General features: G+C 60.6%; 13 protein-coding genes, 1 tRNA gene and 1 pseudogene. 4 read left to right on the top strand and 11 right to left on the bottom strand.

Annotated elements, in window-relative coordinates; genetic code table 11:
* Positions 1 to 19: 19 nt before the first annotated feature.
* The 4 genes from G520_RS0109845 to apbC all read right to left on the bottom strand — a co-directional run bounded on the left by G520_RS0109845 (position 20) and on the right by apbC (position 3736).
* Complete coding sequence (locus tag G520_RS0109845; protein WP_028535513.1) at positions 20 to 1261, bottom strand: dicarboxylate/amino acid:cation symporter; 1242 nt, start codon at positions 1259 to 1261, stop codon at positions 20 to 22.
* Between the two features lie 238 nt (positions 1262 to 1499).
* On the bottom strand, positions 1500 to 1778 hold the full coding sequence (locus G520_RS0109850; RefSeq protein ID WP_036665952.1) for a barstar family protein: 279 nt from the start codon (positions 1776 to 1778) through the stop codon (positions 1500 to 1502).
* Between the two features lie 59 nt (positions 1779 to 1837).
* Complete coding sequence (murI, locus tag G520_RS22325; RefSeq protein ID WP_036665953.1) at positions 1838 to 2644, bottom strand: glutamate racemase; 807 nt, start codon at positions 2642 to 2644, stop codon at positions 1838 to 1840.
* A 3-nt stretch (positions 2645 to 2647) separates the two neighbouring features.
* Positions 2648 to 3736: an iron-sulfur cluster carrier protein ApbC gene (gene apbC, locus G520_RS0109860; protein ID WP_028535515.1), complete on the bottom strand. Its 1089-nt coding sequence runs from the start codon at positions 3734 to 3736 to the stop codon at positions 2648 to 2650.
* Between the two features lie 287 nt (positions 3737 to 4023).
* On the opposite strand from apbC, the gene G520_RS22330 reads away from it, so the two are divergent.
* The 4 genes from G520_RS22330 to G520_RS0109880 all read left to right on the top strand — a co-directional run bounded on the left by G520_RS22330 (position 4024) and on the right by G520_RS0109880 (position 8217).
* Positions 4024 to 5250, top strand: coding sequence for an MFS transporter (locus G520_RS22330; protein WP_036665954.1), 1227 nt, complete (start codon positions 4024 to 4026; stop codon positions 5248 to 5250).
* 63 nt (positions 5251 to 5313) lie between these two features.
* Positions 5314 to 7362, top strand: coding sequence for a methionine--tRNA ligase (metG, locus tag G520_RS0109870; RefSeq protein ID WP_028535516.1), 2049 nt, complete (start codon positions 5314 to 5316; stop codon positions 7360 to 7362).
* 227 nt (positions 7363 to 7589) lie between these two features.
* Positions 7590 to 7778 (top strand): hypothetical protein, encoded by a 189-nt coding sequence (locus G520_RS0109875; protein ID WP_028535517.1) that lies wholly within the window; start codon positions 7590 to 7592, stop codon positions 7776 to 7778.
* Positions 7779 to 8140: 362 nt separating this feature from the next.
* A tRNA-Met gene (locus G520_RS0109880) sits at positions 8141 to 8217 on the top strand.
* Positions 8218 to 8743: 526 nt separating this feature from the next.
* On the opposite strand, the gene G520_RS0109885 is transcribed toward G520_RS0109880, so the two are convergent.
* The 7 genes and pseudogenes from G520_RS0109885 to G520_RS0109920 form a co-directional block, all read right to left on the bottom strand.
* Positions 8744 to 10069, bottom strand: coding sequence for an NRAMP family divalent metal transporter (locus tag G520_RS0109885; RefSeq protein ID WP_084637562.1), 1326 nt, complete (start codon positions 10067 to 10069; stop codon positions 8744 to 8746).
* A 47-nt stretch (positions 10070 to 10116) separates the two neighbouring features.
* Complete coding sequence (locus tag G520_RS22335; protein WP_036665965.1) at positions 10117 to 10293, bottom strand: DUF1153 domain-containing protein; 177 nt, start codon at positions 10291 to 10293, stop codon at positions 10117 to 10119.
* 952 nt (positions 10294 to 11245) lie between these two features.
* Complete coding sequence (locus G520_RS0109900) at positions 11246 to 11821, bottom strand: TIGR00725 family protein (RefSeq protein WP_028535520.1); 576 nt, start codon at positions 11819 to 11821, stop codon at positions 11246 to 11248.
* Positions 11772 to 12593 (bottom strand): ABC transporter permease, encoded by an 822-nt coding sequence (locus G520_RS0109905; protein ID WP_028535521.1) that lies wholly within the window; start codon positions 12591 to 12593, stop codon positions 11772 to 11774. The genes G520_RS0109900 and G520_RS0109905 overlap by 50 nt, the downstream gene beginning before the upstream one ends.
* A gap of 12 nt (positions 12594 to 12605) precedes the next feature.
* A complete protein-coding gene (locus tag G520_RS0109910) occupies positions 12606 to 13682 on the bottom strand; it encodes an extracellular solute-binding protein (protein WP_028535522.1) in 1077 nt (358 codons plus the stop codon).
* Positions 13683 to 13709: 27 nt separating this feature from the next.
* Positions 13710 to 14165: a TOBE domain-containing protein gene (locus tag G520_RS22340; RefSeq protein WP_051229306.1), complete on the bottom strand. Its 456-nt coding sequence runs from the start codon at positions 14163 to 14165 to the stop codon at positions 13710 to 13712.
* 23 nt (positions 14166 to 14188) lie between these two features.
* Positions 14189 to 14461, bottom strand: a pseudogene (locus tag G520_RS0109920) (IS3 family transposase); the annotation flags it as partial.

A 14461-nucleotide genomic window follows, 5' to 3' on the forward strand; every position in this document is an offset into this window, starting at 1 on the left:
CAAACACGAGATGCGCGGCTCACCGTTCCGCCGCTGTCGGCTTGAATTCGCCTTCCCACTTGGCGACGACGGCGGTGGCGATGGTGTTGCCGACCACATTGGTCGCCGAACGGCCCATATCCAGGAAATGGTCGATGCCGAGCAGCAGCAGCAGGCCGGCTTCCGGAATATTGAACTGGCTCAAGGTGGCGGCGACGACGACCAGCGAGGCACGCGGCACGCCGGCCATGCCCTTGGACGTCAGCATCAGGATCAGCAGCATCGAGATTTCCTGCCCCAGCGACAGCTGGATGCCGTAAGCCTGGGCGATGAACATGGTGGCGAAGGTGCAGTACATCATCGAACCGTCGAGGTTGAACGAGTAGCCCATCGGCAGCACGAAGCTGGCAATTTTATTGGAACAACCGAAACGCTCGAGCTGTTCCAGCGTCTTGGGGTAAGCCGCTTCCGAACTGGCGGTCGAGAAAGCCAGCAGCAGGGGCTCGCGTACCGAACGGATCAGCGTGACCACGCGCGGTCCGAGGAAGAAGCCGCCGATCACGGTCATGATGACCCAGAACAGAATCATCACCAGATAGAACTCGCCCATGAACGTGCCGTAGGCGCCGAGCACGGTCAGGCCTTCCTTGGCCACGGTTGCGCTGATGGCGGCGAAAACGGCGATCGGGGCCAGGTACATGACGTAGGCGGTGACCTTGAGCATGATATGGGCGGCCGTATCCATCAAGTCGACCACCGGACGCGCATGCTGCCCGATGGCGGCGGCGGCGCTGCCGAAGAACAAGGAAAACACGACGATCTGCAGGATCTCGTTATTGGCCATGGCTTCGAATACGCTCTTGGGGAAGGCGTGCGTCACGAAGTCCTTGAAGGTCAGTGCCGTCTGTTTGATGCCGGACTGTGCGTGGACGTCTGGCAGCGGCAGGTTCAGCGCATGGCCGGGTTGAAACCAGTTGACCATGATCAGACCGAGCGTCAGAGACAGCAAGGACGCGGACACGAACCAGAGCATGCTCTTGGCGCCGACGCGGCCGACTTCGCTGGCGTCGCCCATGCGTGCGATGCCGGCGACCAGGGTGGTGAAGACCAGTGGCGCGATGATCATCTTGATCAGACGCAGGAAGATATCGGTCAGGGTGCTGATGTTGTCGGCATAGGCTTTGCTGGCTTCGGGGCCGCCCAGGCTGCGACACAGATAGCCGACGACGATGCCTAGCACAAGCGCCAGCAGGATGTAGCGGGTGAGGTGTTTGGATTTCATGGGTCTCTGTTCCCTGTTTTGCGATGAAAGTCACCCCGTGCGGGGCATGAAGGCCCGTTTCTTTTCGCCGGAAAACTGGCGCAAGAAGGGCATCCGGCGCGGACGTGGCCGGTTATTGTGGTTGTGGTGAGTCCTTCCTGCCGCAGCGGCGGGAAGTGGGCGCGATTATAGACAAGTCGGCACGGACTGTCTTACGCAATCTGCGGGCAAGGCGGGCGGCGGGCGCAGGGGAGGGCTGTCAGTGGTGGATGTCGAGCGTCACGTCGCCGCGTTCGCGGGCGATGGTCTCCAGTATTTCAAGGATGGAAGCGTAGAGGTCGATGCCCAGGCCCTGGCGCGCAATGTCGGTATCGCGCCAGTAGATTTCGAACGGGCCGACGACTCCGTGTCGCAGCGCATCGTACAAGGCGTCGAGCGAGTAGACCTGCCCGCCCGGCAACGGCAGTTGGAGGGTCAGTTGTTCCAGCAACATATCCAGGCTGCGGATATGCCGCAATTCGCAGGAACGAATCCGCATTGGCGGCATCCTCAAAGACGGGGTGAGACAAGACGGGGAGGGTAAACCCCGCCTTCTCTTTATAGTCGATGCGGCTGCGACGGGGGTGTCTGTTCCAGCGGATGCGACTCGACCGGATAGGCGGCCCCTATCATGGCTGGCAGGTGCGCGGCCATGTCGCAGGCGTCGGGCGAGGTGGTGATGAAGCGGTAGCGAGGGAGGCGGCCAGGGGCGGCCTGGTCCGCGAGCAGGGACCGCACGCGCCGCGCGATGGCGTGCGCGGGGTCGTCCAGCGTTACGCCGTCGCCCGCCAGTTCACGGATCAGCGGCTCGAGAAACGGGTAGTGCGTGCAACCGAGCACGATATGGTCAACGCGCTCGCGCAGCAGCGGCGCCAGTGCCTCGCTGACCACCTTGCGGGTGTGGGCGCTGTCGAGATCTCCGGCTTCTACCCGCTCCACCCAGCCTGTCCCGGGCTGCGACAGCACGGCGACACCGTCGGCATGCTGTTCGATCAGGCTGCGTACGCGATCGCTGGCCAGCGTCGCCGGTGTGGCCAGAACCCCGATGCGGCCGTTGCGGCTGGCCGCCGCGGCCGGTTTGATCGCCGGCTCAACGCCGACGATGGGTATCGCCAGCTCGCGGCGCAGTGCCTTGACCGCCACCGTGGTTGCCGTATTGCAGGCCACCACCAGCAGCTTCGCTCCCTGCTGTTCGAGAAAATGCCCGGCCTGCAGCGTGCGCCGGGTGATTTCGGCCCGGCTGCGGCTTCCGTAGGGCGCATAGGCCTGGTCGGCGAGATAGGTGATCGGCCAGTCTGGCAGCGCTTTGGACACGGCGCGCCAGATGGAAAGCCCGCCGAGGCCGGAGTCGAACATCGCGATCATGGCTCAGTCGTTCTGTATGACTATTTTCGGGAATTTGCTGCTGAAATCCTGCGCTTTCTGCGCGACGCGCAGTGCAACCTTGCGCGCGATTTCGCGATACAGCGCCGCTACCTGGCCGTCAGGATCTGCCGCGACAGTCGGACACCCCTGATCGGTGGACAGGCGGATGCCGATGTCGAGCGGCAGCGAGCCGAGCAGGTCGACGCCGTACTGTTCGGCCATGCGCGCGCCGCCGCCTTCGCCGAAGATAGGCTCGGCGTGGCCGCATTGCGAGCAGATGTGGATTGCCATGTTCTCGACCAGACCGATGATGGGAATGCCGACCTTCTCGAACATGGTGAGTCCCTTGCGTGCATCCAGCAAGGCGATGTCCTGTGGCGTGGTCACGATCAGGGCGCCGGTGACCGGGACCTTCTGCGCCAGCGTCAGCTGGATGTCGCCGGTGCCCGGCGGCATATCGATGACCAGATAGTCGATGTCGTCCCAGCGCGTGTCGTTGAGCAGTTGCTGCAGCGCCTGACTGACCATCGGGCCGCGCCACACCATCGCCTGGTCGCTTTCGACCAGATAGCCGATAGACATGGTCTGGATGCCGTGATTGATGAGCGGCAGCAGGCTCTTGCCGTCCGGGCTTTCCGGGCGTCGGCCCTGCAGGCCCATCATCAGCGGTTGCGAGGGGCCGTAAATGTCGGCGTCGAGAATGCCGACGCGCGCCCCTTCCTGCGCGAGTGCCAGTGCGAGGTTGACCGCCGTGGTCGACTTGCCGACCCCCCCTTTGCCCGAAGCGACGGCGATGATGTTTTTGACCCCCGGCAGCAGAGACACGCCGCGCTGGACCGAGTGCGAGGTGATCTGGCTCGACACCGACACCGTGACCGCGTGTTGCGGCGCGAGCGGCGTCAGTACGGCGGCGAATTCGGCGCGCACGCGTTCGAACTGGCTCCGCGCCGGGTAGGGCAGGGCCACGGCGACGGCTAAAGTGTCCTCGCCCAGCGTGATCGAGCGAATGGCTTTGGCGCCGTAAGGTTTGAGGGTCAGCGGGTCGATCAGGGTCGACACGGCCTGCATGATTTGGGTTTCGGTGAGTGCCATGATTGCGGAGCGGTCCTGGGTATCGGGCTTGCCCGTGAACAGTCGAGTCAGTCTGGATAGCATAAGGGTGTGCCGGGAAGGCGGTATATCCGGCAATTCTAGTCCGTCCGGCTTGACGCTGTCGATTGGGCCATCATAGCCCAGCGCGCCCGCCGCTGCAGCGCCGATGTATCTTTATGTCGAGTTATTTTGTGTGCAACCGTGTTTTCCGCTACACTACCGCCCCTTCCGCTTTTGCGGCTTGCGCAGCACGCATCCCGCCGCCGGTCCCCCATTTAAGGTTTTCCATGCACATTGCTCCGACCCGCGCGGCCTTGACGCCGTCTGCGCTGGTGTTTCCGCTGGCTCTGGTCCTGTTCGAATTCGCGGTCTACATCGCCAACGACATGGTGCAGCCGGCCATGCTTGCAGTGACGCGCGATCTTGGCGTCGACTCGTCCTGGGTTCCGACATCGATGACGGCCTTCCTGCTCGGCGGCGCGCTGTTGCCGTGGCTGATGGGGCCGTTGTCCGATCGCATCGGCCGCCGTCCTGTGATGCTGTGGGGCGTCGCCCTGTTCATCGTTTCCTGCCTCGCGATGCTGTCCGTGCACTCGATTACGGGTTTCATCGCCCTGCGCCTGATGCAGGGCATGGGACTGTGTTTCATCTCTGCGGTCGGCTACGCCTGCCTGCAGGAAGCGTTCGCCGAGAAGGCGGCAGTCAAGGTTACGGCGCTGATGGCTAATGTGGCCTTGCTGGCACCGTTGGCCGGTCCGCTGGCGGGAGCGGCACTGATCCGCATCTGGCCGTGGCAGGCCGGCTTTATCGTGATCGCCGCTTTGTCGGGGCTGGCGCTGGTCGGCCTGTGGTTCAGCATGCCCGAGACCGTGCAGCGCGACCGGCGTCCGCTGGAGTTGGCGGTCATGCTGCGCACCTACCGCGCGCTGCTCGGCAACCGCCGCTTTATGTCCTCGACGCTGTGCATTCCGTTGCTGGCCTTGCCGCTGATGGGCTGGGTTGCGATTTCGCCGTTGATGCTGGTCGAGGCCTGCGGTTTGTCGACCCGCGACTATAGTCTGTGCCAGTTGCCGGTCTTCGGCGGTCTGATTCTCGGTAATCTGGCCCTGGTGCATTTGACCGAGCGCTGGCCGCTCGGCTTGTCGGTCAAAGTCGGCGCACTGCCGGTCGTGGCAGGCATGGCATTGCTGCTGGCCGGCAGCGGGCGCCCGCTGTGGATGGTGACCGGGATGAGCGTGATGGCATTCGGAGAGGGGCTGGCTTTCGCCGTGCTATACCGCTTTGCGCTGACGGCGACCGCACACGCCAAAGGCTGTGTCGCTGCCGGCATGGCAATGCTGTGCATGCTTTGTTATGCGTCCGGTATCGAGATGCTGCGCCGTGCCTACCTCGCCGCCGGCATCGCCGGCTTTGCCGCGGTAGCCATGGCATTTGCCTTGCTGTTCTGCGCGCTGGCTCTGCCCATGGTCAACGCCGCCATGGCCGAGCGCGCGCCGGCGCCTGTCGGCGCGTGAGCACCGCAGGCTGCGTCCGGGCTGCTATACTGCTTCGTTCGAGATTTTGAAAAAGGCCACTGCATGACAACGCAACGCAAAATTCTGGTGACGAGCGCGCTGCCCTACGCCAACGGCGCAATCCACCTCGGGCATATGGTTGAGCATATCCAGACCGATATCTGGGTGCGCTTCCAGAAGATGCGTGGCCATGTCTGTCACTATGTGTGCGCTGACGATACGCACGGCACGCCTATCATGCTGGCTGCGCAGAAGCAGGGCATCGAGCCCGAGGCGCTGATCGAACGCGTGAAGACCGAGCATCTGGCCGATTTCACCGGCTTCAATATCGGCTACGACAACTACTACAGTACCAACTCGCCCGAGAACAAGGCGTTTTCGGAACAGATCTACCTGGCTTTGCGTGCGAACGGCAAGATCGCCAGCCGGACCATCGAGCAGTTGTACGATCCGGAAAAGCAGATGTTCCTGCCCGACCGTTTCGTGAAGGGAGAGTGCCCCAAGTGCGGCGCGAAAGACCAGTACGGCGATAATTGCGAATCTTGCGGCGCCACTTATGGTCCGACCGATCTCAAGAATCCGTACTCGGCCGTCTCCGGCGCTCGTCCGGTGCTCAAGACATCGGAGCATTACTTCTTCCGGCTGGGCGAGTGCGCGGATTTTCTCAAGCAATGGACGTCGGGCAGCAGCACGCTGGCCGACGGCACCCGGCAGCCGCATCTGCAAGCCGAATCGCTCAACAAGATGAACGAGTGGATCGAAGGCGGGCTGCAGGACTGGGATATCTCGCGTGACGCGCCGTATTTCGGCTTCGAGATTCCCGATGCGCCGGGCAAGTATTTTTACGTGTGGCTGGATGCGCCTATCGGTTATATGGCGTCGTTCAAGAATCTGTGCGATCGCATCGGCGCCGATTTCGGCGAATTTCTGGACGCGGGTTCGACCACCGAGATGTACCACTTCATCGGCAAGGACATCCTGTATTTTCACGCGCTGTTCTGGCCGGCGATGCTGGAAAACTCGGGTTTCAGAACGCCGACCGGCGTTTTCGCGCACGGGTTCCTGACCGTCGATGGCCAGAAAATGTCCAAGTCCCGCGGCACTTTCATCACCGCCCGAAGCTATCTCGACTGTGGCTTGAACCCGGAATGGATGCGCTATTACATCGCCGCCAAGCTCAATGCCCGCATCGAGGATATCGACTTGTCGCTGGAGGACTTCGTCGCCCGCGTCAATTCCGATCTGGTCGGCAAGTTCATCAATATTGCTTCGCGTGCGGCCGGTTTCATCAGCAAGCGCTTCGGTGGCCGTCTGGCCGCCCGCATCGATGATGCCAGCCTGCTCGACAGCTTGGCGCAAGCCGCGCCTTCGCTGGCGCAAGCCTTCGAGGCGCGCGAGTTTTCGCGCGTGCTGCGCGATGTGATGGGGCTGGCCGACGCGGTCAATGCCTTTGTCGATGCGAACAAGCCGTGGGAGCTCGCGCGCGAAGAAGGACAGGACGCACGTTTGCAGCAGGTCTGCACCGTGTTGATCAATGCTTTCCGTCTGCTGACGATCTACCTCAAACCGGTGCTGCCGCGCCTGGCCGCCGACGTCGAAGCTTTCCTGCAGATTCCGGCCCTGAGCTGGGACGATGCCGACAGCCTGTTGCTGGATCACGAGATCCGACCGTATCAGCATCTGATGACGCGGGTCGAGCCGAAGCAGATCGATGCCCTGATCGAAGCCAACAAACAAAGCATCGCCCCGGCGGCGCCCGCATTCGAAGCGCTGGCCGAAACCATCACCATCGACGACTTCGCCAAGATAGACCTGCGTATCGGAACGGTGCTCGACTGCCAGTTTATCGAGGGCTCCGACAAGCTGTTGAATTTTACCGTCGACCTCGGTTTCGAGACGCGGACCATCTTCTCCGGCATTCGCAAAGCCTATGCCGAGCCCAGGGACCTGATCGGGCGCAAGGTGGTGGTGGTCGCCAATCTCGCACCGCGCAAGATGCGTTTCGGCGTGTCCTCGGGCATGATCGTGTGCGCCTCGGGCGAAGATGACAACTCGGGCCTGTTCCTGCTGGATGCCGATGAAGGGGCTATGGCCGGTATGCGTATCGGTTAAGTTGCTCTTGTGCTATAACTATACCGCTTGGCGTGCAAACGCCAGGCGGTTTTTTTTTCTGTGCGTTTTGCGGGAATTTTCCCTCGTAAACAAAGCTTAATTTGCGACTGTTAGAGTACAAAAGCACTATTAACAAAAGCCATTTCGTTGTAGTCTAACTAAACAACTCTATGTGAAACTAATCACAACAATGCTCGTTTTGTGTAATGCCGATAAGAAGGAAAATAATGAAAATCAGCCAACTCCAACCAGGTCATCAAATCCTGGAACATGACGATACCGGTAGAACCAACCGCTTTGAAGTCGTCAGCATCCGACAGGTCGGAAAAATGTTCGAAGTGACATTTCTCTCTGCCCTCGGACTGAGCAGCGCGTTGTATCCTGCCAATGCTTTCGTCGCAACCGCCGCCGCTTGAGGGCCGGCTTAGTTCCACTCTCCAAAAAGGGCCGCTTCCGCGGCCCTGCTGCTTTCTGGGGGTGTCGCAAGCGCAGTGTCGGCGGCGGCCGTGCCGGGGGCCGCTTTCGCGCATGGGCAGACGAAAAAAATGGCCGCATCAGCGGCCATTAGGATCTCTACACAAGAAACGACAGGAAAGCCGATAGACAGGTGCGCTCGTGACGCCGCCCGTGTATCAAGTATTTACTCTAGAGGCAAGTCTCGCCCTTGGCAAGCGGGCTGATGACATGGAGATTTATTGCGTTAATGGTTGACAGCTCTCCGATTTCTGGATACTATGGCGTCACTCCTGCAGCACGTCACGCAGGGCCCGGTTTCTGACGCGGGGTGGAGCAGTCTGGTAGCTCGTCGGGCTCATAACCCGAAGGTCGTAGGTTCAAATCCTGCCCCCGCAACCACATTTGTAGTAGTGCCGGTAGCTGCAATGGCAGCACCGGCACTCACTTCAGCAAGAATACCTCCTGTTCCATCTTTGACCCCCCTGATTCATCCAGACAAATCTCGCTGCATCGTTCGAGCTTCGTACGTCTTCCTGCCGCGCATCGCTCGATTCTGAAAACGCCTCGCGCTAGCGATCCCTTGTTGCATGCCCTGTTAGTACGCCGAGTGCTCTGGCGGCGGCATCGTTGACCTCTGGACCCGGCGTTCTCTTTTCTGCTTCAACCACGATGATGCATGCACGAGCGTCCGCCTCTGGGCGAAGTCCGGACTCGGTGGATGAGTTCAGAAGTGGAGTGCCGTGACTTCGTGTTTGGGGTCTTGGGCTGCAGACTTGCTTGTCGGCAGTGCACGAATCTCATCTACAGAGTCGTTTGTCCATGATGGATCGCGGGACTGTTACGCCATGGCCGATCGCGCTCCCCCGATTATGCTTGCCACGGCATCGTGGCTACGGGTGCCAAAGCCACTTCCAGAAGCCAGGTGCTAACTCAGTAACATGCCAATCACCGTCAAACCCATCACCCCCGTGGCTAGCCAGCCCACCAACTTCAACGGGTGTGACAGGGTAAATTTCCCCATGATGACCGCATGTGACGCCATCAACATGATCACTACCATAAGAGGAACTGCTACGACGCCATTGATCACGGCGCTCCAGAACAATGCTTGGATGGGATTGACGTGAAGGAAAGTAAGCACCGCGCCCGCCACTGTCGATGCCGTAATCACGGCATAGAAACCGACCGCATCGAGCGGTTTGCGTTCCAACCCTGTTTTCAGGCGAAGCGCCTCGCTGACGCCATAGGCCGAACTGCCAGCCAATACCGGGATTGCCAGCAAACCCGTGCCGATAATGCCCAGCGCGAACAGTGCAAATGCCAGCTGGCCGGCAATCGGGCGCAATACCTCGGCTGCCTGCGTCGCGCTGCTGATCGTGGTACGGCCGTGCGCATGAAGGGTGACTGCAGTGGTCAGGATGATGAAATAGGCAACGATATTTGACAGTGCCATGCCAAGCAGCGTGTCAGCCTTGATTCTCGCCCATTGCCGAGCGGCCTGGCCAGGCGCTGCACGTAATGGCTGCTCGGTCGGTGAGGCCTTCATGTCCTCGACTTCTTGCGAGGCTTGCCAGAAAAACAGATAGGGACTGATAGTGGTGCCGAACACCGCAACGATGCCGGTTAGGTAGTCGGATTTTATGGAAATAGTCGGCATGAACGTTTTGAGTATTACTGTATTCCACGGAATTTTGACCACGAAAACAACTGCAACATATGCAAACAATGACAGGCATAACCATTTCAGCACTGACACGTAACGGTGATAAGGAATCCATAACTCGGCCAGCAGCGATACGACCCCAAATAGGGTGGTGTAAATAGCCACGTTACCGGGAAGCAGTAGCTGTAGGGCCGCGCCCATTGCGCTCAAATCGGCACCGATGTTGAGGATGTTGGCGATCAGTAGCAGTGAAACCATCAGGTAGAGCAGCCTGCGCGGGTAGTGTTCGCGTAGATTTGCGCCGATACCCTTTCCGGTAACCCGGCCGATCCGTGCACAAATTACCTGGATTGCTGCCATCAAAGGGAAAGTCAGCGGCATGGTCCATAGCATGTTGAAACCAAACTGCGCGCCCACCTGAGAATAGGTGCCGATACCGCTTGGATCGTCATCCGAGGCGCCTGTTACGACTCCCGGGCCGACAATGTGAAAAAGACGCCGAAACCAGCCTGCACGGCCTTGATCGGAGTGCTCCGGTTTCTGTTCGCTGGCAGGAGACACTCCCGGTTTGCGAAGGTTCTTGCTCATTTGCTGCTCCAGTCCGCTGTCGCTGCTCAAAATCTGTCGCAGAAAGCTTAACCGTGAGGCGTATTCACCGTGCCGCGCTTGGCCTCGTCGACCCACTCTTCGACTTCTGATGGCGTCAGGTCGAAGGACCGCGAAGCCTGGGCTACCGTGGTCTTCCCTTGAATGATTTCCATCGCCAGGGCAGCTTTGCGCTTGGCGGTCCAAGGCCTGATTTCGTCTGCCATGGTCGTTTCCGGCGGATGCTCCTGCGCGAATATGGCCTGGGCAGGAATCAAGAGGGGCATTGCAGATGCCGGGTGTACGCACGACAAGCATGGGGGACAGCCGGCGGCCTCGTCTGGACTGTGCCGTGGAAGTGGTGCGCTAAAAGTTGGCTGTGCGTTGAGCTGTGTTCGGCGGGTGAAAAGCTATTCGCCAGGATAGAGACTAGAGGCCGTGCGCTGGGGCGTCTGTGTGCTTGCGTACCCAACTGAATCGATTTTTGCCACCATCTCGCCATTGAGACTATTTTTTCTGGCCTCCCGGTGTCTCATGGTGTCAGTGTCGGCTAAGCTGTCTTGCTCCGTCATCCTTGTTTTGTAAGGATTCAAAGGCATTGTTGCTTCAATCAGAGGCGAGTCTTTCCTTGGCTGGCTGGCTTCGATAGCGCTGGGTGCAGTTGCAGGAAATGGGCCGCTCGAATGGGTGTACTCTAGTTTTTTAATTGCAGGGCACAGCGATGACATCCCATCTTGTTTCGAGGGTTCCAGAGGAATATTTTTGCTCGAGCTGTAAGAGAACGGTGGTAGTTACACCAACAGCGAGCCAATCGGGTTTCAAATCAACGTGTGATCACCCGTATTGTCCAATCACGGGCAAGCTGATTGCTACTGCGAGCGGGGGAATAGCGGGGGTTGAGGTTGTGTTCAAGGCTGATGATGCCCCGGGCACGACTTACCCGCCCTCTGCCAGCACTTGATGTACGGTTAAATTCATCCTTCGCGCCCGGCTGCCAGCAGCAGTCTTCGCTCCTTCCTATGCCTTTGCCGCCGTGCCCCCGCAGCCAAAAAACAAAGGCCTGCCGCCATGCGGCAGGCCTTTGTGCCTTTCGCCCCTGTCATTGGCTGCAATGCTGCCGCCCCCCTTCCCGTAAGACGTTGGGAAGCGCATCGAGGGCAGCTGCCCGCTGCCCTGCGCTCAGGCGGCCACGCCATCGTCAGGAAACGGGTCGAGCAAGTATGCCGCGACCAGCTCCACCAGGTGCCCGACATTCAGCGCCGCGTCGGTGCCCGGCAAAGCCAGGTCCGCATACAGCGTGAACACCCGTTTGTTCCACTTCAGGCCCAGTGCCATCTCGGAGACCGTTCCAAGGCCCCCGCCTACGGCCACGAGGCAGCTTGCACACCGGGCGATGATCGCGTTGCGCATCTCTCCCATGCCGGTCGGAATGGCCACGGTGAGATAGGGGTTGGCTGCCTGCAGGTCTTCTTCCGGAAGAATGCCGATGGCGATGCCCCCAGCTTCTGCCGCGCCGCGCGAGGCCGCCTGCATGACCCCGCCGCGGCCTCCGCAGACGATGGGCACGCCGGCGCCGGCGAGGCAGGCCGCCACGATATAGGCGGCCGTGCACTCCATCGGCTGGCCATTGCCCGGTCCTATGATTGCCACCGGCTGCCGGTAGCGTTCCGGTCCCGCTTGCCGTATCGCCAGGCGCTCCAATAACTCAACGGTCGATGGCGCCAACTTGTTTTTCACGTCTGCTTGCAAGGACATCACCTGTTCCCATTACGATCACGCAGATCACCATCAAGACGAGGGAGATCGCAGCTGCGCCTGCGAAATCCGATCCGCCATCGCTGATTTTCGCCAGCAGCATCAACGGCAGAATGTTCAGTTGCGTTCCCGCCAGTGCGAGCGCCGTGCCGTAGGTTCCCATGGCCAGAGCGGCAATCAGGCAGGCACAGGAAAAAACCGAAGGCGCAATTTCCGGCAGCACGATATCGATGAAAGCCTGGCCGCGCGTGGCGCCCAGGGTCCGGGCCGCCAGCAGCGGGCGCCGATCGAAGTTGGCAAACACGGGGTAGAGCGAGAGGGCAACCCGGGGGATCAGGTAGTAGGCGTAGGCCAGGCCCAGCCCCCATACGCTGTAGATCCAGCTGCCGACGATGGCCGGATCGGCGCCGAGCATGGCCAGCAACTGCGTGACGAAGCCGGCGCGGCCGAACGCCAGGATGAAGCCATAGGCGATGACCAACCCGGAAAAGGCCAGCGGCAAGCCTAGCAGCGTCATCAGCCCTTGCCGGCGATGCTCGGGCTGACGCGCGAGTTCGACCGCAATCAGGGTGCCGACAACGGTTGAAAGGGTGCCGGAAACCAGCCCCAGAACGATCGTGTTCCGTACGGCGTTCCAGAACTGGGCATCGGCAAAAATCCGCCCGAAGGCGCTGCTCTGCCGGTCAAACGCTTCGGGGATCAGTGCTGCGAGTGGAGCCAGGAAAAATAGCGCTAGAAATATCCAGGCGGGCCATGCGCCAAAGCGTCTCATCGCGACCTCCAGTTATCGGCCAAGGACCGCTTGCGACCACAAGCGATCGACTTCGGCCTTCTGCCTGGATGCCTTGACCACATCCAGAGGCCGCAACTGCGGAGCACTCGGCATCCTGGCCTGTACGTCGGCCGCCAGTTTGACGCCGGGTACGGAGGGACGCACGAAGCCCTGGGCGAAGGTGTTCTGCCCGGTCTCGCTCATGATGTAGTTCAGCCACAGCTTGCCCGCGTTCGGGTTGGGCGCATTCTTGACCAGACTGATGGCATAGGGCGCAGCAACGCTGGCTTCCTTGGGGATGACGACCTCGATCGCATCGCCCATGCCATCAGCGTACTTGGCTTTCAAACCGTCGTTTTCGTACCCGATCCAGATGGGAATTTCGCCTTTCAGAAACTTGGCGTACGGCGTCGTCCCTTCCACCCGTTGCACATTGCCCGCGCGTTGCAGTTTGCCCAGGTAGTCCGTTCCCGGCTTGATATTGTCCACGCTGCCGCCATTGCCGTAGGCGGCGGCAAACACGACGACCTGACCGGCTCCCGCCGTGCGCGGGTCGAGATAGACCACGGTGTTCTTGTATTCGGGCTTGAGCAGGTCGGCCCAACGGGTGGGGACATTCTTGACCAGTTTCTTGTTGACCAGAAAGGCTACGTTCAAGGTATGAATCGTGAACCAGCGGCCGTCCTTGTCATGAAAGACCGAGGGCAACTTCTCGAAATTGACGGGCTTGAACGGCGCCACGACGTCCTTCTGGACCGCATCCAGCGCTGACGCAGCAAAGTAGTAGGCGGTGTCGGCCTGCGGGCGACGCCTGCTCTTGTCGAGCGCCACCACGGTTGCGGCCGAACCCAGGTCGTTATAGGTGAGTTCGACATCCGGATAGCGTTTCTTGAAGTTCTGGAACAGCGATTTCCAGTTTGCCCATTCGGGGCCGGTATCGAAGGAAACGACTAGCCCTTCTTTTTCTGCCGCGGCGTAAAGCGCCTTCTCGCCCGGGTAAAGTTCCGGGCCCTCAAAAGCATGGGCGCTGTTCAACGCCAGTAACAACGGTAGGGCCAGAGCGGCCTGAATCCATTTGCGGCCTTGCATGGGAACACTCCTGTCGGTGAATTGCGGTTATTGATCAAGCAAGCGAATATGCTCGGGTGCGATTGCAATGGCGTTTTGAGCCGCCGAGCGGGATTCGGCCAGGATCGGGGTTTCCGCTCCCGGCACATGAAAGTCGTAGCGGCAGACGGAGCCCAGATAACGTTCGGTCCCCAGACTGCCGCGCAGGCGGTTCGCCGTCTCCTCGGCGGGGTCGGCCTGAACATGTTCCGGGCGGATCAGCGCAAAGACAGGACAACCAGGCGTGCGGCTGCCAGTGTCGGCAGCCAGCGTCGCAAAACCCAGATCGATGCGATTGCTGGCGACAACCCTGGCCGGAATGATGCTGGAAAGCCCGACAAACTCGGCCACGGCCCGGGATGCCGGTTGTTCGTAGAGCACCCTGGGGCTTGCCAGTTGCAGCAAGCGGCCTTCTTTCAGAACCGCGACACGGTCGGCCATGGCCAGCGCTTCGGCGTTTTTCAAGGTAGTTGTCGCATAAACCTGTTTTAGGCTACTGCTGCCTGTGGCATTTCCAACCGCTCCGGATTCAGCGTCACATCGCCTATCGGCGTCCAGTTTCGCGTGGCGCCCGCCCAACGTTCCGGATGCCGCTCGCGCGCTTGCTGATACACGGCATGGCGCTTCGCTAGCAGCGTAATATCTTGTCCGTGATGCCGTTGCGCTGGCGTCACGAAACGAATCCGGCTGTGCCGGTGTTCGGTGTTGTACCAGTGGATGAAGCTCCGCACCCAATCCCGGGCGGCATCCACATCGGCAAA

Source organism: Paludibacterium yongneupense DSM 18731, from assembly GCF_000422925.1.
GTDB classification, from domain to species: Bacteria; Pseudomonadota; Gammaproteobacteria; order Burkholderiales; family Chromobacteriaceae; genus Paludibacterium; species Paludibacterium yongneupense.